Annotated in this window: 23 protein-coding genes and 1 rRNA gene; 10 read left to right on the top strand and 14 right to left on the bottom strand. The window is 32.1% G+C overall.

Features of this window, described 5'->3' with window-relative positions; all coding sequences use genetic code 11:
• A 5S ribosomal RNA gene (rrf, locus tag VK164_RS05270) occupies positions 1-100 on the top strand; the annotation flags it as partial.
• 150 nt (positions 101-250) lie between these two features.
• Here rrf and VK164_RS05265 read toward each other — a convergent pair.
• The 5 genes from VK164_RS05265 to VK164_RS05245 all read right to left on the bottom strand — a co-directional run bounded on the left by VK164_RS05265 (position 251) and on the right by VK164_RS05245 (position 3,452).
• Positions 251-1,123 (bottom strand): D-alanine--D-alanine ligase, encoded by an 873-nt coding sequence (locus VK164_RS05265; RefSeq protein WP_324208357.1) that lies wholly within the window; start codon positions 1,121-1,123, stop codon positions 251-253.
• A 154-nt stretch (positions 1,124-1,277) separates the two neighbouring features.
• The gene (locus VK164_RS05260) at positions 1,278-1,967 is read right to left on the bottom strand and encodes an NRDE family protein (RefSeq protein WP_324208356.1); all 690 of its coding nucleotides are present in this window, start codon (positions 1,965-1,967) and stop codon (positions 1,278-1,280) included.
• Positions 1,955-2,443, bottom strand: a complete 489-nt coding sequence (locus VK164_RS05255) for a DinB family protein (RefSeq protein ID WP_324208355.1) — start codon at positions 2,441-2,443, stop codon at positions 1,955-1,957. Before VK164_RS05255 ends, VK164_RS05260 begins: the two co-directional genes overlap by 13 nt.
• Before the next feature lie 3 nt (positions 2,444-2,446).
• Positions 2,447-2,848, bottom strand: a complete 402-nt coding sequence (msrB, locus tag VK164_RS05250; protein ID WP_324208359.1) for a peptide-methionine (R)-S-oxide reductase MsrB — start codon at positions 2,846-2,848, stop codon at positions 2,447-2,449.
• Positions 2,849-3,008: 160 nt separating this feature from the next.
• The gene (locus VK164_RS05245) at positions 3,009-3,452 is read right to left on the bottom strand and encodes a DUF4268 domain-containing protein (protein WP_324208354.1); all 444 of its coding nucleotides are present in this window, start codon (positions 3,450-3,452) and stop codon (positions 3,009-3,011) included.
• A 71-nt stretch (positions 3,453-3,523) separates the two neighbouring features.
• On the opposite strand from VK164_RS05245, the gene VK164_RS05240 reads away from it, so the two are divergent.
• Both VK164_RS05240 and VK164_RS05235 read left to right on the top strand, forming a co-directional pair.
• The gene (locus VK164_RS05240) at positions 3,524-4,165 is read left to right on the top strand and encodes a CoA pyrophosphatase (protein ID WP_324208353.1); all 642 of its coding nucleotides are present in this window, start codon (positions 3,524-3,526) and stop codon (positions 4,163-4,165) included.
• Between the two features lie 117 nt (positions 4,166-4,282).
• Complete coding sequence (locus VK164_RS05235; protein ID WP_324208352.1) at positions 4,283-5,092, top strand: lysophospholipid acyltransferase family protein; 810 nt, start codon at positions 4,283-4,285, stop codon at positions 5,090-5,092.
• 27 nt (positions 5,093-5,119) lie between these two features.
• Here VK164_RS05235 and VK164_RS05230 read toward each other — a convergent pair whose 3' ends face one another.
• Genes VK164_RS05230 through VK164_RS05220 form a run of 3 tightly spaced genes read right to left on the bottom strand, consistent with a single transcriptional unit; the run spans position 5,120 to position 7,112 of the window.
• Complete coding sequence (locus VK164_RS05230) at positions 5,120-5,974, bottom strand: TraB/GumN family protein (protein ID WP_324208351.1); 855 nt, start codon at positions 5,972-5,974, stop codon at positions 5,120-5,122.
• Complete coding sequence (locus VK164_RS05225) at positions 5,974-6,615, bottom strand: hypothetical protein (protein ID WP_324208350.1); 642 nt, start codon at positions 6,613-6,615, stop codon at positions 5,974-5,976. Before VK164_RS05225 ends, VK164_RS05230 begins: the two co-directional genes overlap by 1 nt.
• Before the next feature lie 2 nt (positions 6,616-6,617).
• Positions 6,618-7,112 (bottom strand): RNA polymerase sigma factor, encoded by a 495-nt coding sequence (locus tag VK164_RS05220; protein ID WP_166237342.1) that lies wholly within the window; start codon positions 7,110-7,112, stop codon positions 6,618-6,620.
• 132 nt (positions 7,113-7,244) lie between these two features.
• Here VK164_RS05220 and VK164_RS05215 point away from each other — a divergent pair, with 132 nt between their 5' ends.
• Positions 7,245-8,549 carry an NAD(P)/FAD-dependent oxidoreductase gene (locus VK164_RS05215; protein ID WP_324208349.1) on the top strand — a complete coding sequence of 435 codons (1,305 nt, stop codon included), beginning with the start codon at positions 7,245-7,247 and terminating at the stop codon, positions 8,547-8,549.
• A 348-nt stretch (positions 8,550-8,897) separates the two neighbouring features.
• Here VK164_RS05215 and VK164_RS05210 read toward each other — a convergent pair whose 3' ends face one another.
• A complete protein-coding gene (locus VK164_RS05210; RefSeq protein WP_324208348.1) occupies positions 8,898-9,950 on the bottom strand; it encodes a DUF3810 domain-containing protein in 1,053 nt (350 codons plus the stop codon).
• Positions 9,951-10,048: 98 nt separating this feature from the next.
• On the opposite strand from VK164_RS05210, the gene VK164_RS05205 reads away from it, so the two are divergent.
• Positions 10,049-11,515 carry an aminoacyl-histidine dipeptidase gene (locus tag VK164_RS05205; RefSeq protein WP_324208347.1) on the top strand — a complete coding sequence of 489 codons (1,467 nt, stop codon included), beginning with the start codon at positions 10,049-10,051 and terminating at the stop codon, positions 11,513-11,515.
• Between the two features lie 248 nt (positions 11,516-11,763).
• On the opposite strand, the gene VK164_RS05200 is transcribed toward VK164_RS05205, so the two are convergent.
• From VK164_RS05200 to VK164_RS05185, 4 genes are all read right to left on the bottom strand, one after another.
• Positions 11,764-12,255, bottom strand: coding sequence for a hypothetical protein (locus tag VK164_RS05200; RefSeq protein ID WP_324208346.1), 492 nt, complete (start codon positions 12,253-12,255; stop codon positions 11,764-11,766).
• Between the two features lie 154 nt (positions 12,256-12,409).
• A complete protein-coding gene (locus tag VK164_RS05195; protein WP_324208345.1) occupies positions 12,410-13,483 on the bottom strand; it encodes a hypothetical protein in 1,074 nt (357 codons plus the stop codon).
• A gap of 217 nt (positions 13,484-13,700) precedes the next feature.
• The gene (locus VK164_RS05190; RefSeq protein ID WP_324208344.1) at positions 13,701-14,252 is read right to left on the bottom strand and encodes a PepSY-associated TM helix domain-containing protein; all 552 of its coding nucleotides are present in this window, start codon (positions 14,250-14,252) and stop codon (positions 13,701-13,703) included.
• A 30-nt stretch (positions 14,253-14,282) separates the two neighbouring features.
• A complete protein-coding gene (locus VK164_RS05185; RefSeq protein ID WP_324208343.1) occupies positions 14,283-16,487 on the bottom strand; it encodes a TonB-dependent siderophore receptor in 2,205 nt (734 codons plus the stop codon).
• A 187-nt stretch (positions 16,488-16,674) separates the two neighbouring features.
• Between VK164_RS05185 and prfA the strand changes: the two genes are divergently transcribed.
• The 4 genes from prfA to VK164_RS05165 all read left to right on the top strand — a co-directional run bounded on the left by prfA (position 16,675) and on the right by VK164_RS05165 (position 20,349).
• The gene (gene prfA, locus VK164_RS05180) at positions 16,675-17,748 is read left to right on the top strand and encodes a peptide chain release factor 1 (RefSeq protein ID WP_324208342.1); all 1,074 of its coding nucleotides are present in this window, start codon (positions 16,675-16,677) and stop codon (positions 17,746-17,748) included.
• Between the two features lie 125 nt (positions 17,749-17,873).
• Positions 17,874-18,686 carry an orotidine-5'-phosphate decarboxylase gene (gene pyrF / locus VK164_RS05175; protein WP_324208341.1) on the top strand — a complete coding sequence of 271 codons (813 nt, stop codon included), beginning with the start codon at positions 17,874-17,876 and terminating at the stop codon, positions 18,684-18,686.
• Between the two features lie 8 nt (positions 18,687-18,694).
• A complete protein-coding gene (locus VK164_RS05170) occupies positions 18,695-19,492 on the top strand; it encodes a helical backbone metal receptor (RefSeq protein ID WP_324208358.1) in 798 nt (265 codons plus the stop codon).
• A 71-nt stretch (positions 19,493-19,563) separates the two neighbouring features.
• Positions 19,564-20,349: an alpha/beta hydrolase gene (locus tag VK164_RS05165; RefSeq protein ID WP_324208340.1), complete on the top strand. Its 786-nt coding sequence runs from the start codon at positions 19,564-19,566 to the stop codon at positions 20,347-20,349.
• Between the two features lie 201 nt (positions 20,350-20,550).
• Here VK164_RS05165 and VK164_RS05160 read toward each other — a convergent pair whose 3' ends face one another.
• Entirely contained in the window at positions 20,551-21,261 is a 711-nt protein-coding gene (locus VK164_RS05160) for a DUF4197 domain-containing protein (RefSeq protein ID WP_324208339.1), read from the bottom strand.
• Between the two features lie 130 nt (positions 21,262-21,391).
• On the opposite strand from VK164_RS05160, the gene VK164_RS05155 reads away from it, so the two are divergent.
• On the top strand, positions 21,392-24,817 hold the full coding sequence (locus tag VK164_RS05155; protein WP_324208338.1) for a methylmalonyl-CoA mutase family protein: 3,426 nt from the start codon (positions 21,392-21,394) through the stop codon (positions 24,815-24,817).
• The last annotated feature ends 21 nt before the right edge of the window (positions 24,818-24,838 follow it).

The following is a 24,838-nucleotide window of genomic DNA, read 5'->3' as shown; positions in this document are numbered from 1 at the left end:
ATTGCGTCGGGGCTCACCTCTTCCCATTCCGAACAGAGAAGTTAAGCCCGACTGCGCAGATGGTACTGCAGTTATGTGGGAGAGTATGTCGCCGCCTTTCTTTTGAAAAGCCTGTCTAGTTATAGACAGGCTTTTTTGTTTTTGTGTTTTGGATAAGGAGATATAAAAAGAATGATAGCCTATTTGTTTTTGATGAAAACTCATTTTTAACTATAGATAATAAAATTTATAGCTATTTATTTCTACATATCTAAAACTCTAAAATACGATCATAATGCTTATGATGATTTTTAAACTCTTGAATGCCTTGCTGAAAAGTTAGGTATTTTGTACCATTTTTATGATTGCTTTTACTGATTAGGTACATGTAATGAAAATGGCGAGTGAGTTCTTTCCAGCCAAATAATAAATTGTGTTTTGGATCGTACATATGTGTGGGTTCACTAATAGCTCCATTGATTTCAACAATTTGGAATTTTTTTCCATTTGCTAAATCTTCATATGATTTGTACATAATATCCATTCTACCAAAATAAAAGCCGTCGATTTGATTACAAATTGTATTGAAACTTTCAATCATTTTAGGAGTGATTTCATGACTTGCATCAATAAATTTTGTACCTCGGCAATGATTTCCATAAGGTACCAAATTTATTATCTCTCCTTTATTTAAAACCATGTTTAGTTTGTTATTGTATTCTTTTTCAAGTGCTTTAATTTGAAAAACATAACGAATATCTTGGTGTAAAAGTTCTCGAATGGTATTTTTTCCGTTACCTGTTAAAATCATAAATTCTTTAGATACAATTCCAGTAATTTTTCCGGGTTGATTAGGTAATTTTACATAGAAAAGCCCAATTTCGTTTTCATAAGGGATTAAATCTTGTAATAGAATATTAAATTTTGCTTTTTTAAGATACGTTGCTAATTCGTCTCGTGTGTTTATTTTTTTTACAGCTGTTCCTCTCAAACCGATGTCTGGCTTTGCTATTAAAGGAAAATTAATGTTTTCGGAAATTAATTTTTGTAAAATATTTTCTAAATTTTCATCAGGAGATATTAATATTGTTTTTGGATAATACTCTTGCGGAATTAAATCATAAATTTCTTTTTTAGATTCCATAAAAAATCCACCATTTTTAATTGTAGGATTAGATGCGTTGAAAAAGAAAAACGATTTTGTCCGAATTACATAATACAAATATTGAAAATATACTGGAAAATAGAGCACTTGGTATGGCCAATATTCCCAATGTGTAAGTTTGTGAAAGAAGAGTTTAAACTTGATCATGGTTTTCCATTAGGTCTAAATAAGACATTTGTATTTTGTTTTCTGAAATGAAACATTGTGTAATACTTATAGTTTTCAAAAGATTATTTCGGTTGATTTGTAAGCCAAATTCTTCATTTTCAGATTCTGTAAACAGGTGAAAATTTAAAATATCTGTTGTCGTTGGATTAGTATTTTTAAGCATAAAATTAGCAAACCATTTTGCTCTTTCAATTCTAATTTCTTTTGAATACAGTGTAGAAGAAGACCAGATATGATGCTCTGAAATAGCTAATTCTTCTTGTCTTTTCTCAATTTCATTCCATTGCAATTGAAGCAATTTGTTGTTTTCAAAAAAGACAATTGTGAAAGGCTCAATATTAGTTAAGTCAATGGTTTTCCATAGTTCTAAACTGTTGTTTGAGCTTATTATTTCAATTACAATTAAACCTCTGCTTTTTTTATAAGAAGGTTTTTTAATGTGTTTTTCTTCTGCTCCATTTAGTAAAACAACAATTTTATTTTTAGTATGTGCGATCCAAGTGCCACCAGCTTTTTGATCTTTTGGGAAAAATATTTGTTTGCCATTTATTTCATAAGATTGTGGTGGAATTGCTTTTTTACGTGCTATTTTTTCATCACGATTGGATGTAATTATGTAGCCATTTGTAGTTGGAATAAACGTTACAGTACACATTTTTTTCTGTATTCAAGTGTTGATGGAGCAACTCCAAATGAATTTGAAACTTTAATATGCGGAAAATAGTATAGAGCTACTTTTATCAAGGCTTGATGATGAATGCTGTGCTCTAAATTGTATAATAGTTCACGAAAATAGTTTGTAGGAAGCAATTCTTCGGCACTATAACAATTGTGTTGCAATGAAAGTTGTTTGTTTGGTCTGTCAATATTAGAAAGATGTTTTTCAATGATTGCTATGGCAAAATTAACATCAGATTGAATTTTTATATCTCTATTGCGTTTGTCATAATTTATTATTCCTTGATTATAGTTTATAAGTAAGCAATCAAATAATTCAATAATGTGACGCATGTGTTCACCAATAGTTGCTTGGCTTAATTCAGGATTTTTTTTACAAAATTCTTCGTTTGAAAGCTGTCGAAGCAAATCGATGTTTTCTTTTAAATTATCTTTCACAAAAGAAACTAGCATAATTTACTCGTTTTCTGGAATAAATTTTATAGAGACAGAATTGGTACAATAGCGTTGACCAGTAGTTTCTTGTGGACCATCATCAAATACATGACCTAAGTGTCCTTCACATTTAGCGCACATTACTTCGGTTCTCACCATTCCATAACTTAGATCCTTTTTATAAATTACAGCGCCTTTGATTGCTTGATCAAAAGATGGCCAACCGCAATGTGAATCAAATTTTGTAGAAGAAGTAAATAAATCATTTCCACATGCCGCACAAACGTATTTTCCTTTTTCAAAATGGTCATAATATTCTCCCGTAAAAGCACGTTCTGTGCCTTTATTTCGTAATACTTCATATTCTACTTCCGAAAGTTGGGCTTTCCATTCAGCATCGGTTTTTTTAACTGTTGTATTCATAGCACTAGTTTTTTCCGTGGTTTCGGATTTGTTTTGAGATTGACAAGATTGAAATGAAATTACTAAAAGTAATAAAACCAAGTTTTTCATAGTTGACATTTTTTCAAATTTAATGGTTATCATTCAAATAAAATGTTAACTAAGTTACAAAATATTCGAATTATGTATTGATTTCTAAATCTTTAATATAATCCTCATTTTCATAGAAAAAGCGTTCAAAAGCATCCATTTTTTCGCTAAAAAAGTCAAAAACATCATGCCATGTGTTTTTATTGTTGATGCTAATTCCTGTTTTCTCTACCCAAATGCGACTAATTACTTTTCCGTTTTCTAAATAAAAATTACGCTCAAAAATGGCGTCTTCCAAATAGTCTTCCAAAAGAATAGTTTTCAATGATTCTACCTTTTCATAATATATGATACGTTTATTTTCGTCTTTTGGTTCTATATCTAATAAAACTTGCGCTTTTTTATTGTCAACATAAAACTTAAAAGTAACATCTTTAATTTTGGTATTATACAACAACCATTTGCGCGGATATGTTTCGGCAAACGCGATCCAAAAGTCTTTTTTTATCCGAAGTGCTTCTTCTTTACTAAACATATTATTTTTTTAGGAAAAGTTATTTTCATTGAAAATTTAGTTATCTTTAAGATTACTAAAATTTTATAGGTATGCTTTTTAACGATTTTATAAAATATATTCCAAAGATAGAAAAAGAAAAATTGCTTTCTACAGATGCGCATGTAAAAATGGCGCCATTGGAACGTATTTCGTATTTGAAAAAAGAAAATTACTTAGATAAAAACCCGAAAAAGGCAGCTGTTTTAATGTTGTTTTATCCAAAAAATGAAATTACGCATTTGGCATTAATTGTTAGAAATTCTTATCCAGGCGTACATTCATCTCAAATAGGATTTCCTGGAGGTAAAGTTGAAGAATCGGATTTAAATTTAGAAGAAACCGCATTGAGAGAAACGCATGAAGAAGTAGGAATTCATCCTGATAAAATAAAAATTATTAAAACATTTAGCGAAATATATATTCCACCTAGCAACTTTTTAGTTGCTCCATTTATGGGAATTTCGCACGAAGAATTAACGTTTATTCCTGATTTAGATGAAGTTAAACGAGTACTCGAATTTTCGATTGTTGATTTTTTAGACGAGAGGAGTATTACTAAAGTAAAAATGTCAACTTCCTATGCTACAGATATTGAAGTACCTGCTTTTATGGTAGATAAATACGTGGTTTGGGGTGCTACTGCGATGATGATGAGTGAGTTAAAAGAAACCATCAAAAGCGTTTTGTTGTAAACTCTTTTAATCTACTTTAAAATTATATTTTCATCATGCGATTTTATTCTTTTTTTCTTTTAAAAATGTTCTATTTTACTACATTTGCTTTCTTGTTTTGTTAAAAAAGGAATTAGTATGGGATTATTTAAGAGAAATCCTTTTGGACATATATTGTTTTTAAAAACGTGGTTAATTCGCATTGCGGGATTCTTAACACACAGACGCTATAAAAGCTTTAATAGATTGCAGATAGAAGGTTCTGAAATAATTAGAAGTTTACCAGATACCAATGTGTTGTTTATTTCTAATCATCAAACTTATTTTGCTGATGTTGTAGCAATGTTTCATGTTTTTAATGCTAGTTTGAAAGGTAGAGAAAATAATATTAAGAATGTTTTTTATTTATGGAATCCAAAACTTAATATGTATTATGTTGCCGCTAAAGAAACGATGCAAGAAGGTTTGTTGCCAAGAATTTTAGCATATGCAGGTGCAATTACTGTTGAAAGAACTTGGAGAGCAAAAGGAAAAGATGTTACCGAAAAGAAAGAAGTAAATCCAAATGATACTGAAAATATAAAAATTGCCCTACAAGACGGTTGGGTAATTACTTTTCCACAAGGTACTACACGTTCTTTTAAACCAGTTAGAAAAGGCACTGCCCATATTATTTTGCAACACAAGCCCGTTGTTGTACCCATTGTAATTGATGGTTTCCGTCGTTCGTTTGACCGAAAAGGATTAATGATAAAAAAGAAAGGAATTTTGCAATCTATGGTTATTAAAGAGCCTTTGCAGATTGATTATGAAAATGATTCTGTAGATAAAATTGTTGAAATGATTGAATTTGCAATTGAGCAACATCCTTCATTGCTAAAAGTTATTCCAGCAGAAGAATTGGAAGAAAAAGAAAAATTAGACAAAGAAAGAATGTGGAAATATTAATAAAAAAGGAGGCAATTGCCTCCTTTTTTATTGAACAGGTTCAACGATGAATCCTTCTTTTCGTAATAGTTTAATGACACCTTCATCACCCGCTAAATGACCAGCACCCACACCATAAAAGGTTGGGGTTTTTGATGCGGTTTCAGAAATGATTGGAATCCAGTTTTTATTTCTGTTGTTTAATAGAAGATCTTGATTTTCTGAAGAAATTTTATTTTCAGATTCATCCATTGCTTTTAGCATTCCTTCGATGTCTTTTTCTTTGTATATTTCTAAAAGTCTAAGAAATTCTGCTTTGTCTTGATTTAAATCGCTTTTTGCTGTTTTTAACAGTTCATCAGCTTGAATTTGATAAGGAATAGCATCAAATACTTTCATCTGATCTTTCATTTCTTCTAAACCATAAATTTCTTCACCTTGTTCTTTGGTTATCTTCATTAATTCTGATTCAACTGATTGAAATTCACAGTCTAGCATTTTAGGTAATAACATACTACTAACCACGAAAGGTTTGAAAGTGTCAAACATTTTGGCCGACATATTCATGTGCTTTTTTAGAAAATCGTCTACAATTTTAAAATCTTCGGCACTTAATAAAGTAGAAAGTTTTACATCATTATTCATTTTCATGTATTTGAGCATCTGCATTTGCATCGCTTTGTCGTCCATATCAAGCTCTAGATATAGTTGTTTTGTTTCTTGTAATGCTTTGATTGTATTTTCATCTAAACTGGCGTCACAAGTTGCGTGAATGGTTCCAAATACATATGAAGGTTCTTGCAATCCATTGCCTGAAATTTTCCACAATAAACTTTTCTCTAATTCTTGTGAGTTTCCCAATAGCGAGGTAAAAAGCCCGGCAACTAAAAGAAGGTGTTTCATTAAAAATCTATTTTTTGTAGTTCATTAAAGTTTTTTTGTAGTCTTCTCATTAATATTCCATATAAAATTCTGTAGAATAGCCAAATTAGACCAATGAATACTACTATTACAATTATATAAACCAAAACCATTATACAATAAAAAGTATTTACGGATAAACTTTTAGACATTTTTTCAACCAATTTTTGAATATTTGGATCATACATAAATTGGAAAATAAAAACCAAAATGAATGAAAAAGCTGTCATTCCTAAGTTGTACCAAACGTAATATTTAACGGTTTTTCTAGTTTTTAAAATGCTTTGCATCAATTGTTTTACAGTATCCGTAGTATTAATTGTTTTGTAATTTTTAAAAAACAAATAAATAAAGAATAAAATGATACCATAATTAACTACAGAAATTATAGGCATAATTGTATCTAAATGATACATTTCTAATGTTTTGAAATATTCTTCATCTGCTGTTAAAAATGAAATTCCACTCCATAATAAAAGTTCCAAAACACTTATAATCAAAATCCACTTCACAATTGATGATGATCTTTTGTGTAGCATTCCGTATATTTCTTTTTCTGTAACTTGGTCGAAAGCATTTTCGTTTTTCTTCCAATCTTTTTTTAATATTTCTAATTCATCCATGATTACGGATTTAATATTTTTTTTAATTTTCCTTTTACACGGTTCATTTTTACCCGTGCATTTACTTCACTAATACCTAAGGTTTCAGATATTTCGGTGTAATCTTTGTCTTCTAAATACAAGAAAACGAGCGCTTTTTCAATATCATTTAATTCACTTATGGCGCTGTATAATAGTTTTAATTTTTCTTCTTCTTCAAAGTTGTAATCGTCTTGTGTTACCTTATGAAAGGTACTATCAAACTCAATGGTATCAATGGTTCGTTTCTTTTTTCGGTAAAGTGTAATTGCAGTGTTTAAGCCCACTCGGTATGCCCAAGTTGTAAATTTAGAATCGCCTCTAAAGTTTGGAAAAGCCTTCCATAATTGAATCGTAATTTCCTGAAACAAATCTTTATGCGCATCAGCATCAGTAGTATATAATCGACAAATTTTGTGAATTATATTCTGATTCTCTTTGAGTTGCTTTACGAAAAGTGCTTCCGATTCTGATTTCATATACAATAAGTAGTCGTTTGGACTAATTTGTTACAAGTTAAGTATTTCAAATTTAAATATTCATTAACTTTTTTCCGAAAGATTTAATTCTTTTTTCTTCTTATCTTTGAAAGGATAAATTTACAATGATAAATGAACATACCTCGTAGTAGTTTTCCTCGAATTGTCATCATCGGTGGTGGTTTTGCAGGAATTTCTTTGGCCAAAAAGCTTCGTAATAAAAAGGTGCAAGTTGTTTTATTAGATAAGCACAATTACCATAATTTTCAACCTTTGATGTATCAGGTTGCAACGGGTGGTTTAGAACCTGATTCTATCGCTTATCCCATAAGAAAAGTAGTGCAAGAGTTTAGAGATTTTTATTTTCGCTTGGCAGAAGTGCGAGAAATTGATGCCAAAAACAATAAAGTAATTGCTGATATTGGCGAACTCAAGTATGATTATTTAGTCATTGCAACGGGTTCAAAAACCAATTATTTTGGAAATAAAGAAATTGAACGCAATAGTATGGCAATGAAAACCATTCCGCAATCGTTGAACATTCGTAGTTTAATTTTAGAGAATTTTGAACAAGCTTTGCTTACCAATGATATCGACGAACGTCATAGTTTGATGAATTTTGTTTTAGTAGGCGGTGGACCAACAGGGGTAGAGTTAGCTGGAGCTTTAGCTGAAATGAAAAAAGCTATTTTGCCAAAAGATTACCCTGATTTAGATGTTCGTAAAATGGAAATTAATCTAATCCAAGGAAGTAATAGAGTTTTAGATTCAATGAGTGAAAATGCATCTGAAAAAGCAGAAAAATTCTTATTGAATTTAGGGGTCAGCGTTTGGAAAAACGTTCGTGTAACAGGTTACGATGGAAAAACAGTCACCACAAATTCCGATTTGTCCTTTGATTCTGCAACAGTGATTTGGACAGCAGGTGTACAAGGTGCTTTGCCTCACGGTTTAAAATCGGATAGTTTTATTGAAAAAATTGATCGGATAAAAGTCAATCAATACAATCAAGTAGAAGGTTATGATAATCTTTTTGCAATTGGAGATATAGCAGTTATGACTTCAGAAACCTATCCACAAGGACATCCCATGATGGCACAACCAGCCATGCAACAAGGAAGATTATTAGCCGAAAATATAATCCGATTGCTAGATAAAAAAGAGTTAAAGCCTTTTGTTTACAAAGACAAAGGTTCGATGGCAACTATAGGAAGAAACAAAGCTGTTGTTGATTTACCAAATTACAAATTTAGTGGTGTTTTTGCTTGGTTTGTTTGGATGTTTGTGCATTTGTTTTCGCTAATTGGATTCAAAAATAAAGCGGTTGTATTCTTAAATTGGGTGTATAATTACATCCGTTTTGACAGAGAGGCTCGTTTAATTATGCGTCCGTATAAAAAGAGAAAATTAGTAAGTTTTACGAGTGATGAGTTGTAAATAAATTATGAAAACAAAACCAACTTTATATATTTCAATTTTATTAGTTTTTCTATTTGAATCAATTCTTGCGGTCTTAGTTTATAACAAAATTGGAAGCGATAGAATTACTGTGAGTACAATTAGGATTCTTATTCAAATTTTATTCTTATTAGTATTGTTAAAATCAAATAATAAAGTAATTCTTTATTTGTTTACTTTTTATCATGTAATAGTTTGTCTTCAATTTTTAATGAAGGATAGTTCTACCATAAATATTCTATTAGGAATTTATCACATAATTATTGCACTGTTAGTTTACTTCAATGAAAATATTGATAATATAATCTTAAGAGTAAAGTCCAAGAACTAAATTCTCTCATACCCAATTGCTAATCCCACAAACTTACTATACCCTTCCATGCCATCTTTTTGTTGGTTGGCTTTTAGAAAATTGTCGTAGAAATATTCAAAAAAGGTGTTGATTGGTGTTTGGTATTCTTCCCAAAAGATTTCATTTTCTTCAAAGTTTTTCAAAACGCCTTTGTTGATTTTTTTTACAAAAGGCTTCGAACTTCCTTCTTGTAAGGCTTCTAAATTATTCAAGGCATAACGCAATGCAAAACTATATGCCGAATATTGGAAATACAAATCCTCGTTTTTTGCAGCGGTTACAAATCCGATGAAATTGCATTCGCTCTCGCTTCCAATTCCTGTTTGATGCGCCATTTCGTGGCAAGTGGTTAAAGGTGAAGTGTATTTAGGTTTCAAATAATTGACTTGTGCTTCATTGGTAAACGGATTCAAATAACCGCCAAATCCCATATAACTCAAAGGATAACTAAATAACGAAGATTTAATACTTTTTACTTCGTAACGGAATTCTTGTAAGTCGGTTGGGATCTTTTCATAACCTTTTAAAGCCAAATTATAAATTTCGTCATCCGAATACGGAATCATAACGGCTAACGAATCATTTTTAGTGATTTGGAGTTGAAGTTCATTGGTTTTTACCAACATTTTTTCAATGAAAGCTTCCAATTGTTGTTTCGAATATTCTTTTTCAATCTGTAATTTTTCATGTAATGGAATGCGGTAGTAGTTCATTCCCCAAAGAATATGAAAGAAAAAATAAAACACCGAAACCCAACTCAATATTGCTAATCCGTTATTTTTCCACTCTTTAAAAAAGCCAATTCGGTGTTTCCAAATCCATCGGAATAATAGAAAAATCAATATAAAATACATTAAATCGCCAAATGAAAATGGTAACCAACCCAATGCTTTTCTCGACAAGAAAGATAGTTTTGGATAAAAACCTTTGCTGTACCAATTTTCTACAAAATCAGGAAATAAACCAATCGTTTTCACAACGATGATTTGGATGACTAAAAATAAAGGAAGGACAAATTTTCTTTTCACAGTGTATTTTAAAACGTAAATATAATCACAAATCAATTTGTAAAGAAATTAAACTTTGTAACTTTGTTGCTTAGACACTTAAAAACTACAAAAATATAATGAGCCAAGAAATTAGAAATCTGGAACCAAAGCCACTTTGGAACAAATTTGCCGATTTGAATGCCGTTCCACGTCCGTCTAAAAAAGAAGAACGTGTGATTGAATTCATGAAGAACTTCGGAACCAGTTTAGGATTAGAAACGTTTGAAGACGAAATCAGAAACGTAATCATTCGCAAACCAGCAACGCCAGGAATGGAAAACCGCAAACCAATTGTTCTTCAAGGACATTTGGATATGGTACACCAAAAAAATAATGATACAAATTTTGATTTCGACACGCAAGGAATCGATATGTATGTCGATGGTGATTGGGTTCGTGCAAAAGGAACTACACTTGGTGCTGATAATGGGTTAGGAGTTGCGATGATTATGGCGATTTTAGAATCTACAGATATCAAACATCCTGCAATTGAGGCTTTGTTTACGATTGATGAAGAAACTGGAATGACAGGCGCTTTGAACTTAAAAGGTGGTGTGTTACAAGGTGAAATTTTATTGAATTTAGATACTGAAGAAGATGATGAAATCGATATCGGTTGTGCGGGAGGAATTGATGTAACGGCTACAAGAGGTTACAGCGAAGAAGAAACGCCAGAAGGTTCTGTAGGTTATACGATTACTGTAAAAGGTTTGCAAGGAGGACACTCGGGAATGGATATTCATAAAGGATTAGGAAATGCCAACAAAATCATGAACCGTTTATTATTTGACGGATTTGAGAATTTTGGTTTGCAAATCGCTGAAATTTCAGGAGGAAGTTTGCGTAATGCGATTCCGAGAGAAAGTGTAGCGAAAGTAATTATTGCTGAAATGTATGATGAAGCGTTTGTTTTTGACATGCAAGAAGTAATTGGCGACATCAAAACCGAATTCAAAACAATGGAACCAAATTTAACGGTTGAGATTGTTAAAAGTGATTCAACTCCAGCAAAAGTAATGGATTTGGGTGTGCAAGAAGGTCTGTTACGAGCTATTTATGCAGCACACAACGGTGTTTACAGAATGTCGGCTGATATGGAAGACTTGGTAGAAACTTCGAATAATATTGCACGAGTGATTGTAAAAGACGGACAAATTTCGATTCAGAATTTAACGCGTTCATCTGTGGAAAGTTCTAAAATGGATTTAGCAAATAGCTTGCGTTCGGCATATGAATTATTTGGTTGCGAAGTAGAATTTGGAGGAAGTTATCCAGGTTGGACACCTAATGTAAAATCTGAAATTTTAGATGTTTTGACATCAATTTACGAAAAACAAAACGGTGAAAAACCAAAAGTAGTGGCGTGTCATGCTGGATTAGAATGTGGTATTTTAGGAACGAATTATCCAAACATGGATATGATTTCTTTTGGGCCAACGATTCACGGAGCACACAGTCCTGATGAAAGAGCATCCATTAAATCGTCTCAAAAATTTTGGAAGTTTGTTATTGAAATTTTGGAGAATATTCCGGTTAAGAAATAGGAGAATTGAAAATAGAATAAAGAAAAAATCCCTTGGAAACTAGGGATTTTTTGTGTTTATACTCTGAAAATGGCGAGTAGCCATAAACAGCTTTTTAGTTTAAAATTTTAACGTTTCTGCGGCTTGGCCGTCGTTGCGGCAATTTACGAAGAATTTTATTATGAAATGCAGTGCATGAAAATCCGAAGGATTTTCTTTTGTGGTTTAGACTAGCAATGCGGCTAAACCGCTGTTACCAAATGTTTTAATTAGAAGAAAATATAATATACTGCAAATAATATTGGTGTAAACATCATTGAAAAAACTAAAACTATATTTAACGCTTTACTTTTAATGTAAATATTTAGAATGTTAACTATTATTGAAATTAAAAAAGTTATAAGAAGTAAATTATTTGAGAATAAACCAACATTAATTATTTCCCATTTTTTATCTAATACTTTTATTTTATTAACATTGTTCGAGAGAAAAGATTTAATAATGATTATTTTTTGACCTTTATCATAAACTTTAATTGGAGCTTTTCCAATACGAAATCTTTCACCGTTAGTTAATTCTAATATTATTTTATCATCCATTTTTGGTTTTTGTGTATTACTACCTGTAATTGCTGTAAAGCCATAAATAGAATTTAATTCAGAAATGACATCTTCTTTACCAGGAAGTAAAATATCAAGTGTTATTAGGCTTGAAAGAATTAAATTAAAGATAACGATTCGGAATACTGTTTTTCTTTCCAATTTTTAAGTTTTTTTGAGCAAAAATAGTTGGTAACGTTCCGGCGCTTGGCGAGGTTGCGAGCTTCGGAACCGATTATTTTCTATCAAAGATAAAATTTCTTGCGAAATCTAAACGTGAATTTACTACAAAATTCGCAATCTTGCCAAACGCCTGTTAGCTGAAGTTTTTTGTATATAAACCTAAATTTGCATCTAAATATACAAGTGAATACTTTTCTTTAATTTTATTAAGCTCATTTTTTCCAAAAGAATTTGAAGAATCAATCTCGTAAAATGTTTTGATAACTATTTTATTCTTATCTAATTTGTCTAAATCCAAGTACATTGCGTAAATACAATTATAATAATTTAGATAAATTGGAAAGTTTGGTGTTAAATCTTCTCTTAGTAAACCTGAATTTTCAATGAGTTCTATGAAATATTTGAATGTTTTATGTAGAGATCTCGGAACTATCTTAGGATTATGAAATGTTTTACTTTCAGTGATTGATATGTTGGAAATTCCAGGACCAAAGTGTCTATTTAAAATATGAATTATTGAGATATACTCATAGTGAATAATATTTCCGTTCAGTTTGAACTTTGTTTCAGAAGATTCAGCCGTAATAATATCTTGTATTATTAGTGCTTCGTTGTGAATATATTTCGATTTTAATAAAGCCTTTCGGATGTCAATTTCTTCTGCTTCAGAAACATTGCCACTAATATATCTTTCAAGATTTGATTTCTTAATTGTGTCACGAGTTTCTTTGGCAATAATTGCTAAATTTTTATCTACATGTCTCTCGTTTAGCATTTCGTTGCTCCATTTTAACGATATTGTTTTTAAATAAGCTGCGTCACGCTTTACTTCATTTTGGTCGATAAGAATTAAAAATCCCAATTGGATTCTTAAATTTATCATTGCGTTAAAATTATCCACGTCAAATTCTTGTGAATTTATCTCATTGCCTTTCTCATATTTGCGAAAATCAGATTGATTTTTATCAAAATTAAGTTTATAATAATTAGATTTATAACTATAATCTGTTGAGTAAATATATGCTAAATGTCTGAATTTATAATTTTCAAAAATTTCATCTTCTAATAAATGAATGTCTTTTTTTTCTCTAAGTTTTAAAATACCGAGCATCTCTTCTTCATCAAGCGTCAGCTTAATCCGATTCTGTATTTTTTTTTCGATATTATTAAATAGCTTTTCATATTCGTGGAATTTTTCGATGTTCATTTTTTATGCAGTAGTATTAAAATTTCAGCTAACTTGTATATATGCGAAACTTTCCGCCTACTTTTATGCTGTATTGGCAAGATTGGCGAATGTTTTGCGTTTTTTTGTTTCGCTTTTTTTATTAAATCAAATATATTAAATTTTTCTTACAAGTCATCAATTGAAATTTTAATTGTTTGAAATAAAAAAGGCTCACTTTCGTGAACCTTTTCGTTTATTAACTCAAAATAATTAAAACTAAGATAGGAAAAATAATTCCGGCTACGGCCAGTTTCCAGCCTCGTTGTTTAAAGGTGTATTTGCCGTGAGTGAGCATCATTGTCCCTGTTATGGCAATTAAGATTAATGAAATCCCAAAAATATCAGAATAGTATATCCACCAGTTTGAAGTGTTTTTGTGCAACTTCATCGTTTGACTAATAATAGGTGTTTTGTTAAACGCTACAATTTCACCTTTCCCAGTTTTCATATCGATTTCGACATCGTGCTTTTCAAATGAAATTTTGAAGGTGCCTTTTTTTACATTGTGGCGACGCATTTTATCGTCTATGCCCAATTGTTTTCCTAAATTTTCGGCATAGGCTTCAGTAATTTGGCTTTCTTCTGGTAATTGTACTTTAATGTTCTTCGTTTCTACTGTATATTTTTCGGGATGCCAATGTTCTCTGTGGTTCATTAAAATGCCTGAAAAAGCAAATGAAATAATTAATCCTACGTAGAAGTAACCAAAATCGCGGTGTAGATCTCTAACTAATTTTTGTTGTTTCATGTTCTAAAAAATAAAAAGCTAAGGTATGGTTTAAAATTTATATCGCAAAGATGTCATTATTTGTCTTGGTGCAATTGGATTCACACTGTAATTTTCGTGGACAGTATAATTCAATTCGTTTGTGATATTAGATAATTTACACAATACTGAAAATTGGTTCCAGTTGTAGCCTAAAGATACATCAATCGTCGTGTAGCCATCCAAAGGAATTTCGCGGTCTAAAATACCATTAGGTTGTGTTGGATCTACTTGATTGTTCCAACCACCCACACGGTTTCCAATATAATTCCCAATAGCTCCAAAAGAAACATCTTTTAAAACACCAGATTGTACTGTGTAAAAGAAACTTAAATTTGCTGTATTTGCGGGTGTTCTCACTAATCGGTCACCTTCGATAAAGCTTCCTGTTGTGCCTGTTGTTTTGGTATAACGCATATCGTTGTAGCTGTAACCCGCAATAATGTTTAATGCATCTATTGGTTTATAAGTAATATCAACTTCAACTCCTTTGCTAGTTGTTTCGCCACTTAGTGATTTTACATTGGTATTAGTGTTTACGTTTCCATTGGCATCAAATTCGGCAGTTTGAGCTAAATTGCTGTTTACTATTTGATATAAAGTAACGTTTGTTGTAAGAATACCTTTCCAAAATTCTTTTTTTACACCTACTTCGTATTGGTCAATGATTGATGGTTTTATAGCTTCGTTGTAGATGGTTACTCCAGTGTTTGGAGTGAATGAATTAGCATAACTTGCAAAAATTGAAGTGTTTTTCGTTGGTTGGTAAATTAACCCAACTTTAGGTGAAAAAGCTCTGTCGTTGCGAATTTTTTCTTCGGTAACTGTATTTGTAGCAATGTTATTTGTAATTGGTTTTGCTTCTTGGTACGAATAACGAATACCTAATAATGCTTTGAATTTTTCTCCAAACGAAATCAAATCTTGTGCATATACACCATAGCGATTGGTTTCTGTGTTTACAATTCTTGTCACTTCTGAAGCAGGAATTGGACCTTCGTTTGAAGCAGCATAAGAAGTAGGGTCAAATATATTAACAGTATCGTAAGTAGTTACAGTTGCTCCTGTAGTGCTGTTGTAAAAGCGGAATGTATAGGCATCTGCATACGAATTTTCAGTATCGATTCCAGTAAACAATTGATGTTTGATTTTCCAAGTTTTAAAATTACCCTGCAAGCTGATTTGGTTGGCAAAAATTTGTTCCACTGCTTTATTTCTTCCTAAAGGTCGGTTCCAGTTGCCATTTGCAGCAGGTTGAATACGTTCAGTTCCAATGGAAGTTCTTTTGTAATTTTGGAATGAAGAGTTAAAGTTTAATTTCCAATTCGAGTTGAATTGATGATTTACTAAAATTGAAGCTGTAGCTTGTTTGGTACTACCGTTTGACCATTTTGCACCTAAATATGCATTTCTTGGTACATCTGCAATTTGTTTTCCTATTGAACCTGTTCCAAAATCTGGCGTCCAATCATCGCTCAAATAATCACCTTGCAGTGTAATATCTGTTTTATTGTTTATTTTAAATAAGAAAGAAGGGTTCACATAATAGCGTTCTTTGGTTACATAATCTCTAAAACTTTCAGAATTTTCATACGAGCCGTTAAAACGGTATGCAATAGCATGATTTAAAGGGCCGTAAATATCAATTGAAGGTTTGTAAAAATTATAACTGCCTGTTTGCATTGTAAATTCGCCACCTTTTTTAAATGTTGGCATTTTAGTTACCATGTTTAAAATTCCTCCAGGAGCCACATTTCCATATAAAAGTGCAGCACTACCTTTTAAAATTTCTACTTTTTCTAATGAAGCAACTTCAGGAATTGAACCACTATTAAAACGGAAACCATTTTTGAACATATTATTGGAAGACATATCATAGCCTCTAGACCAAAAAGATTCTTGAGCGCCACCACGAGCCGAACCTACATATACGCCGTTAGCATTTTTAATAACATCACTTAATCGGATAGATTGTTGTTGAAAAATAATTTCGTTTCCAATAACTTGTATAGCTTGTGGCATATCTAGTGGTTTGATGCCAGCTCTATTAACAGACGATTTTCCTTTGTCGTTTTTTCCAAGGATGGCTACTTCTTTTAAATTTTTTACAGTGTCATTTTCTGTAAAGTAATTTTCAAATTCTTCATTTGTTTTTTCTTGTGCGACTGCTTGAAGTGAAAGCAGTAGGGCTATGGATTTAAATATGTTTTTACACATCTTATTTAGATTTAATTAAAATAACAATGCAAAAATATATAGAGAAAACGAATTCACAAAACTTATTTAGACTTATTTTAAATAAAAATTTTAAAATATTGATTTTCAGTCGAAAAACTTTTAAACATTTATACTTTTATACTTTCAACTAAAATTGTAACTTTGCACTCCAAAATAAGTGACTACTATGTTAGACAGATTACAATATGTAAAGCAACGTTTCGACGAAATTTCAGATTTGATTATTCAGCCTGATGTGATTGCCGATCAAAAGCGCTATGTACAATTAAACAAAGAATATAAAGACCTAAAAGCGTTAGTAGATAAAAGAGATGAGTACATCGTTTTGGATGGAAACATTAAAGAAGCTAATGAAATTATAGCAGATGGTTCTGATGCTGAGATGGTTGAAATGGCCAAAATGCAATTAGAAGAAGCTAAAGAACGTTTACCGCAATTAGAAGAAGAAATCAAATTTATGTTGATTCCTAAAGATCCTGAAGATGCGAAAAACGTGATGGTTGAAATTCGTGCAGGTACTGGAGGTGATGAAGCTTCAATTTTTGCAGGAGATTTATATCGTATGTACACTAAATATTGTGATTCTAAAGGTTGGAGAACTTCTGTAGTAGATGTAAGTGAAGGTACTTCAGGTGGTTTCAAAGAGGTGATTTTTGAAGTAACAGGAGAAGATGTTTACGGTACTTTAAAGTTTGAAGCAGGTGTACACCGTGTTCAACGTGTTCCTCAAACTGAAACACAAGGTCGTGTACATACATCGGCAGCTACAGTAATGGTTTTACCAGAAGCAGAAGAATTTGATGTGCAAATTGATATGAATGATGTTCGTATTGATTTTTTCTGTTCATCTGGTCCTGGAGGTCAATCGGTAAACACTACAAAGTCTGCGGTTCGTATGACGCATATTCCAACGGGATTGGTAGCGCAATGTCAGGATGAAAAATCACAACATAAGAACAAAGATAAAGCGCTAACGGTTTTACGTTCTCGTTTGTACGAAATGGAATTGGCTAAAAAGCAAGAGGAAGATGCTAAAAAACGTAATTCGCAAGTAAGTAGTGGTGACCGATCAGCTAAAATTAGAACTTATAACTACGCACAAGGAAGAATTACTGATCATAGAATTGGTTTGAGTATCTTTGATTTAGATGGTTTTATGAATGGAAATTTACATAAAATGATTGATGAGTTGCAATTAGTAGCCAATACTGAAAAACTTAAAGAAAGCGAAGTTTTCTAAATGAAAGAAAACAGAAGATAGAATAAAGAGAAAAGATGCTAAACAATAATTTGTTTGGCATTTTTTTTAAAACCTTGCGAACTTTGCGAAAAACTTTGCGAACTTTGCGTTTAAACAACAACACAATGACTAATGAACAACTAATTACCCAAATCCGAACTAAAAAATCTTTTCTTTGTATTGGCTTAGATGTAGATTTGACTAAAATTCCACAGCATCTACTAACTTTAGAAGATCCAATTTTTGAGTTTAACAAAGCTATTATTGATGCCACACATGACCTATGTGTTTCTTATAAACCCAATACAGCTTTTTATGAAGCTTATGGAATAAAAGGTTGGCAATCACTTCAAAAGACGATTAATTACATCAATTCAAACTATCCTGAAATTTTTACCATTGCTGATGCAAAACGTGGCGATATTGGCAACACTTCGTCAATGTATGCGAAAGCTTTTTTTGAAGATTTGAATTTCGATTCGGTCACAGTAGCTCCTTATATGGGCAAAGATTCTGTAGAACCGTTTTTAGCTTTTGAAAATAAGCATACAATTATGCTTGCTTTGACATCAAACGAAGGGGCATTTGATTTTCAAACAAAAAATATTGGTGAAAAAGAATTGTATAAAGTGGTTTTGGAAACGTCAAAATCATGGAAGAATGCTGAAAATTTGATGTATGTTGTAGGTGCAACAAAAGCAGAATATTTCACCGAAATTAGAAAAATAGTTCCCAATAGCTTTCTATTAGTTCCTGGAGTAGGAGCCCAAGGCGGAAGTTTAGCCGATGTTTGCAAATATGGCATGAGTGATAATGTAGGTTTGTTAATTAATTCTTCACGAGGCATTATTTACGCTTCAAATGGAGCTGATTTTGCTGAAAAGGCTAGAGCAGAAGCCCAAAAATTACAACAAGAAATGGCCGAAATTTTGGGTTAATTTTTAAAATAATGCAATTAACAGACCAAATAGGAACCCAGCTTTTTTTTGAAACAACTCCTAAGCGAATTGTCTCATTGGTGCCTTCTCAAACCGAGCTGTTATATGATTTAGGATTAGAAGATGCTATTGTTGGTATTACTAAATTCTGTGTACATCCTGTTCATTTTAGATCTGTTAAAACAATTGTTGGTGGTACCAAAAATGTAAGATTTGATAAAATTAAGTCACTTCTGCCCGATATTATTATATGCAACAAAGAAGAAAACACAAAAGAAATAGTAGAGGAGTTATCGCAAATTTGCCCAGTATGGGTAACTGATATTCATACAATCGCCGATAATTTACAAATGATTCACGATTTTGGTCAATTGTTCAACCGACGCATCGAAGCTCAAAAATGGATTGATAAAATCAATTTTATCTATCTTGAATTTCAACAATTTATAAAAGAAAAACCAATTAAAAAAGTAGCGTATTTCATTTGGGCAAATCCACACATGGTGGCTGGAAATGATACGTTTATCAATGAACTATTGCAATTGAATCATTTTGAGAATATTTACAACGTAAAAGAAGGGCGTTATCCAGAAATCGAATTAAAAAAAATCCGCTTAGAAGGCGATCCCGATTATGTTTTTTTGTCTTCTGAACCTTTTCCGTTTAAAGATGAACATGCGTTTGAGATTGGTCGTTTCACCCATCATGCTAAAACAGTTTTTGTCGATGGTGAAATGTTTTCTTGGTATGGAAGTCGCTTATTAAAAGCATTTGATTATTTTAAATTACTACATTCAAAAATATAGTAAGCGGCTCTTTGTTAACATTTTCTTTTCTCTTTCAGCTTAAAAACCTACATTTGACAAAATAACTAGCATTGATTTCATACACACTATATAAAAACGAAGCAAGTACCGAATGGGTTACTTTTGTTCATGGAGCAGGAGGAAGTTCTTCTATATGGTTCAAGCAAATTCGTGATTTTCAAAAGCATTTCAATGTCTTATTGCTTGATTTAAGAGGTCATGGCAATTCAAATGAACAAATTAAAACGGCTTTTAAACAAAAATATACATTCAAGTCAATCGCGAATGACGTAATTGAAGTCATTGATCATCTTCAAATTGAAAGTTCGCATTTTGTAGGTATCTCGCTAGGTTCAATTGTTATTCGTCAATTAGCCGAGATGTATCCTACACGAGTAAAAAGCATGATTTTAGGCGGAGCAATTTTGAAAATGAATTTTCGCTCGCAAATTTTAATGCGATTAGGAAATATGTTCAAATATGTATTGCCATATTTGGTTTTATACAAATTTTTTGCCTTTGTGATTATGCCTAAAAAGAATCATAAAAACTCTCGCTTGTTATTTATCAATGAGGCCAAGAAACTCTATCAAAAAGAATTTATCAAATGGTTTAAATTAACAGCAGAAATTAATCCTGTATTACGTTGGTTTCGTCAAGTGGAATTAGATATTCCCACACTTTATGTCATGGGAGAAGAAGATTACATGTTTTTACCAGCAGTAAAACAAGTAGTTGCTAACCACGTAAAAACTGCTGAATTATTTGTAATCCAAAACTGCGGACACGTAGTTAATGTTGAACAACCGGTTGTTTTTAATGAAACAGTGATTGGGTATTTGAAGAAACGAGGATAAATTATAAAAACAAAAAACCACGCCCTAAAGCGTGGTGATTTTTTAAACTAACCCTAACCAAATGAGAAAAACTCAAATTTATTACACTGCAAATATCCGATGTTTTTTTCAATGGTAATGTTAAGGATATGTTATACTTATGTTATTGATTACTAAATTTTTACGAAAACGATTTTTCTGTAAAAATTCAACTACAAAAGACTATTTTTTATCCTGTAAAGCAAAAACTTTCTTTAATAAGTCAGAACTTCTTGAGGCTAAATTAGTTCTGATGTCTTTTTCTTCCACTGCAATCATTTTGAAAACACCATCCATTGCTTTGTTAGTTGTATAATCTGTTAAATCGGGATTTACTTTCTTTACCAATGGAATGCTATTATATTTAGTAATAATTTCTTTCCAAACTTTATCAGCACCTACTTTAGTAAACGAACTTTTAATCACGGGATTAAATTTAGCATACAAAGCAGTTGAAGTTGTATTTTGCAAATAGGTTGTTGCAGAATTTTCATTACCCATTAAAATGTTTTTAGCATCAGTAAAAGTCATTTGTTTTACGGCATCTACAAAAATAGGTGTCGCTTCTTTAACAGCATCTTCCGCTGCACGATTGATTACTTTTAAACCTTCATCGGCTAACTTACTCATACCTATTTGGCGTAACTTTTTATCAACCGCTTTTAGTTCGTCTGGAAGTAAAATTTTTACCGCTTCATTTTTGAAAAATCCATCGGTAGCCGTTAGTTTAGAAACTTGTTTGGAGATGCCGTTATTCAGTGCTTCTTTTAATCCATTACCTATTTCTCCCTGACTTAAAACACTTGTTCCTTGTGGTAATTGTGCCATAACTTGCTGCATTTCGGCACAACTCAATAAGCCAAAGGCAACGAACATAAATACTATTTTCTTCATTTTTATTGATTTTAGGGAATATCTGAACAAATATAGTGCCTTTTTTATGGAAGAATAATTTTAATTTTTTCAAAGGAATAAAATTATTAAATTCGTAAATTGCACCCTTTAAAACGAATAAAAATTACAGATGGAACTACAAACTCCTTATATTCCTAAAAATAAAGTAAGAATTGTGACCGCAGCATCACTTTTTGATGGTCACGATGCCGCTATTAATATCATGCGTAGAATTATTCAAGCTACTGGTGTTGAAGTAATTCACCTTGGACATGATAGAAGTGTGGAAGAAGTAGTAAATACAGCTATTCAAGAAGATGCAAATGCAATTGCAATGACATCTTACCAAGGAGGTCATAACGAATATTTCAAATACATGTATGATTTGCTTAAGGAAAAAGGAGCAGGTCACATCAAAATATTTGGTGGCGGAGGAGGAGTTATTTTACCATCTGAAATCTCAGAATTACACGAATACGGAATCGAAAGAATTTATTCGCCAGATGACGGTCGTGCTATGGGATTACAAGGTATGATTAACGATTTAGTGCAACGTTCGGATTATCCAATTGGTGATAAACTAACGGGAGAATTATCACATATCGAAGAGAAAAATCCAACGGCAATTGCAAGATTGATTTCGGCCGCTGAGAATTTTCCAGAAATTGCAAAATCGGTTTTTGACCAAATTCACCAAAAGAATGAAACGTCTAAAATCCCAGTATTAGGAATCACAGGAACGGGTGGTGCCGGAAAATCATCTTTAGTGGATGAATTAGTGCGTCGTTTCTTAATTGATTTCCCAGAAAAAACAATTGGATTAATTTCAGTTGATCCATCAAAACGTAAAACGGGAGGTGCTTTGTTAGGCGATAGAATTCGTATGAATGCGATTAATAATTCTCGTGTTTATATGCGTTCGTTGGCTACACGTCAATCTAATTTGGCTTTATCAAAATATGTGGCTGAAGCAATTGAAGTGTTGAAAGCTGCTAAATATGACATCATTATTTTAGAAACATCTGGAATTGGACAATCCGATACTGAAATTTTAGAACATTCTGATGTTTCATTATATGTAATGACACCAGAATTTGGAGCTGCAACGCAGTTAGAAAAAATCGATATGTTAGATTTTGCTGATTTAGTTGCTTTGAATAAATTTGACAAACGTGGTGCTTTAGATGCCATTCGTGATGTAAAAAAACAATACCAACGCAATCATAATTTATGGGATGTAGATACTGATAAAATGCCAATTTTTGGGACAATCGCCTCGCAATTCAATGACCCAGGAATGAATACGCTTTACAAATCTATCATGGATAAGATTGTAGCCAAAACAGGAGCTGATTTAAAATCGACTTTTGAAATTACACGTGAAATGAGCGAGAAAATCTTCGTAATTCCGCCTCACAGAACACGTTATTTATCTGAAATTGCAGAAAACAATAGAAAATACGACGAAACAGCACTTTCTCAAGTTGAGGTAGCGCAAAAATTATATGGAATTTTCAAAACTGTTGAAACCGTTAACGGAAATGTTCCGCAATTAGATAAAGCAGGAATTGTTGAGAGTTCTTTAAAAATTACTGCTGATAACAAAGATTTCGTTTCGTTATTGACTAAAGAGTTTGATAGAGTTAAAATGAACCTTGACCCATACAACTGGGAAATCATTTTAACTTGGGACGAAAAAGTAAACAAATACAAAAATCCAGTTTATAGTTTTAAAGTTCGTGATAAAGAAATCAAAATTGCAACGCATACTGAATCGTTATCGCATTCTCAAATTCCAAAAGTGGCTTTACCAAAATACCAAGCTTGGGGTGATATTTTAAAATGGAATTTACAAGAAAATGTGCCAGGAGAATTCCCATTTGCATCAGGATTATATCCATTCAAACGTGAAGGAGAAGATCCAAGTAGAATGTTCGCAGGAGAAGGAGGACCAGAACGTACCAACAAACGTTTCCATTATGTATCTGCGGGATTACCTGCAAAACGTTTGTCAACCGCTTTTGACTCGGTTACTTTATACGGAAATGATCCACATATTCGTCCTGATATTTATGGAAAAATTGGAAATGCAGGAGTTTCAATTTGTTGCTTAGATGATGCGAAGAAATTATATTCAGGTTTCGATTTAAGTCATCCGTTAACTTCGGTTTCAATGACGATTAATGGTCCAGCACCAATGTTGTTAGGATTCTTCATGAATGCTGCCATCGATCAAAACTGTGAAAAATACATCGTTGAAAATGGTCTACAAGATGAAGTAGAAGCTAAAATCAACGAAATCTATAAGAAAAAAGGAGTAGAGCGTCCAGGATATCAAGGTGCTTTACCAGAAGGGAATAATGGTTTAGGTTTGATGCTTTTAGGAGTTACCGGTGACCAAGTTTTACCTTTAGATGTATATCAAGATATTAAAGTTAAAACGTTAGCCCAAGTTCGTGGAACAGTTCAAGCCGATATTTTAAAAGAAGATCAAGCGCAAAATACTTGTATTTTCTCAACGGAATTTGCTTTGCGTTTGATGGGTGATGTTCAGGAATATTTCATTAAGCAAAACGTTCGTAATTTCTATTCGGTTTCGATTTCAGGATATCATATTGCTGAAGCAGGAGCAAATCCTATTACGCAGTTAGCTTTCACGTTGGCAAATGGTTTCACTTATGTAGAATACTATTTAAGTCGCGGAATGAACATCAACGATTTCGGTCCGAATTTATCGTTCTTCTTCTCAAATGGAATCGATCCAGAATATGCCGTAATTGGTCGTGTGGCGCGTAAAATTTGGGCAAAAGCCATGAAAAATAAATACGGAGCCAACGAAAGAGCACAAATGTTGAAATACCACATTCAAACATCTGGACGTTCATTACACGCTCAAGAGATTGATTTCAATGATATTCGTACGACTTTACAAGCGTTGTATGCTATTTACGACAACTGTAACTCGTTACATACGAATGCTTATGATGAAGCAATTACAACGCCAACAGAAGAATCAGTGCGTAGAGCAATGGCAATTCAGTTGATTATCAATAAAGAATTAGGTTTAGCGAAAAACGAAAATCCAATTCAAGGTTCATTCATTATTGAAGAATTAACGGATTTAGTTGAAGAAGCTGTTTTACAAGAATTCGACAGAATCACAGAACGTGGCGGGGTTCTTGGTGCAATGGAAACGATGTACCAACGTTCAAAAATTCAAGAAGAATCATTGTATTATGAAACCTTGAAACATACAGGAGAATTCCCAATTATTGGAGTAAATACGTTCTTAAGTTCAAAAGGTTCACCAACGGTTATTCCAGCGGAGGTTATTCGTGCAACAGAAGAAGAAAAACAATATCAAATTGATATGTTAAACAATCTTCATAAAACAAGTGCAGAAAAAGTTGCAGAGCAATTGAATGTAATTCAAGAAGCAGCTATTAATAACCAAAACATTTTTGAAAAATTAATGGATGCCACTAAAGTTTGTTCGTTAGGGCAAATTACAAGTGCATTGTTTGAAGTTGGTGGACAATACCGCCGTAATATGTAATCAAAAATTAGATTAAAGAAT

The organism is Flavobacterium sp. (genome assembly GCF_035299005.1).
Classification (GTDB): domain Bacteria; phylum Bacteroidota; class Bacteroidia; order Flavobacteriales; family Flavobacteriaceae; genus Flavobacterium.
This window is presented reverse-complemented; position numbering and strand designations above follow the sequence as displayed.

What these genes read in the sequence shown, in the direction of transcription:
- VK164_RS05265 (WP_324208357.1), bottom strand. Translation starts at nt 1,123, where the DNA reads ATGGAATCTAAAAAAGAAATTTATGATTTAATTCCGCAAGAGTATTAT.
- VK164_RS05260 (WP_324208356.1), bottom strand. Translation starts at nt 1,967, where the DNA reads ATGTGTACTGTAACGTTTATTCCAACTACAAATGGCTACATAATTACA.
- VK164_RS05255 (WP_324208355.1), bottom strand. Translation starts at nt 2,443, where the DNA reads ATGCTAGTTTCTTTTGTGAAAGATAATTTAAAAGAAAACATCGATTTG.
- msrB (WP_324208359.1), bottom strand. Translation starts at nt 2,848, where the DNA reads ATGAATACAACAGTTAAAAAAACCGATGCTGAATGGAAAGCCCAACTT.
- VK164_RS05245 (WP_324208354.1), bottom strand. Translation starts at nt 3,452, where the DNA reads ATGTTTAGTAAAGAAGAAGCACTTCGGATAAAAAAAGACTTTTGGATC.
- VK164_RS05240 (WP_324208353.1), top strand. Translation starts at nt 3,524, where the DNA reads ATGCTTTTTAACGATTTTATAAAATATATTCCAAAGATAGAAAAAGAA.
- VK164_RS05235 (WP_324208352.1), top strand. Translation starts at nt 4,283, where the DNA reads ATGGGATTATTTAAGAGAAATCCTTTTGGACATATATTGTTTTTAAAA.
- VK164_RS05230 (WP_324208351.1), bottom strand. Translation starts at nt 5,974, where the DNA reads ATGAAACACCTTCTTTTAGTTGCCGGGCTTTTTACCTCGCTATTGGGA.
- VK164_RS05225 (WP_324208350.1), bottom strand. Translation starts at nt 6,615, where the DNA reads ATGGATGAATTAGAAATATTAAAAAAAGATTGGAAGAAAAACGAAAAT.
- VK164_RS05220 (WP_166237342.1), bottom strand. Translation starts at nt 7,112, where the DNA reads ATGAAATCAGAATCGGAAGCACTTTTCGTAAAGCAACTCAAAGAGAAT.
- VK164_RS05215 (WP_324208349.1), top strand. Translation starts at nt 7,245, where the DNA reads ATGAACATACCTCGTAGTAGTTTTCCTCGAATTGTCATCATCGGTGGT.
- VK164_RS05205 (WP_324208347.1), top strand. Translation starts at nt 10,049, where the DNA reads ATGAGCCAAGAAATTAGAAATCTGGAACCAAAGCCACTTTGGAACAAA.
- VK164_RS05195 (WP_324208345.1), bottom strand. Translation starts at nt 13,483, where the DNA reads ATGAACATCGAAAAATTCCACGAATATGAAAAGCTATTTAATAATATC.
- VK164_RS05190 (WP_324208344.1), bottom strand. Translation starts at nt 14,252, where the DNA reads ATGAAACAACAAAAATTAGTTAGAGATCTACACCGCGATTTTGGTTAC.
- VK164_RS05185 (WP_324208343.1), bottom strand. Translation starts at nt 16,487, where the DNA reads ATGTGTAAAAACATATTTAAATCCATAGCCCTACTGCTTTCACTTCAA.
- prfA (WP_324208342.1), top strand. Translation starts at nt 16,675, where the DNA reads ATGTTAGACAGATTACAATATGTAAAGCAACGTTTCGACGAAATTTCA.
- pyrF (WP_324208341.1), top strand. Translation starts at nt 17,874, where the DNA reads ATGACTAATGAACAACTAATTACCCAAATCCGAACTAAAAAATCTTTT.
- VK164_RS05160 (WP_324208339.1), bottom strand. Translation starts at nt 21,261, where the DNA reads ATGAAGAAAATAGTATTTATGTTCGTTGCCTTTGGCTTATTGAGTTGT.
- VK164_RS05155 (WP_324208338.1), top strand. Translation starts at nt 21,392, where the DNA reads ATGGAACTACAAACTCCTTATATTCCTAAAAATAAAGTAAGAATTGTG.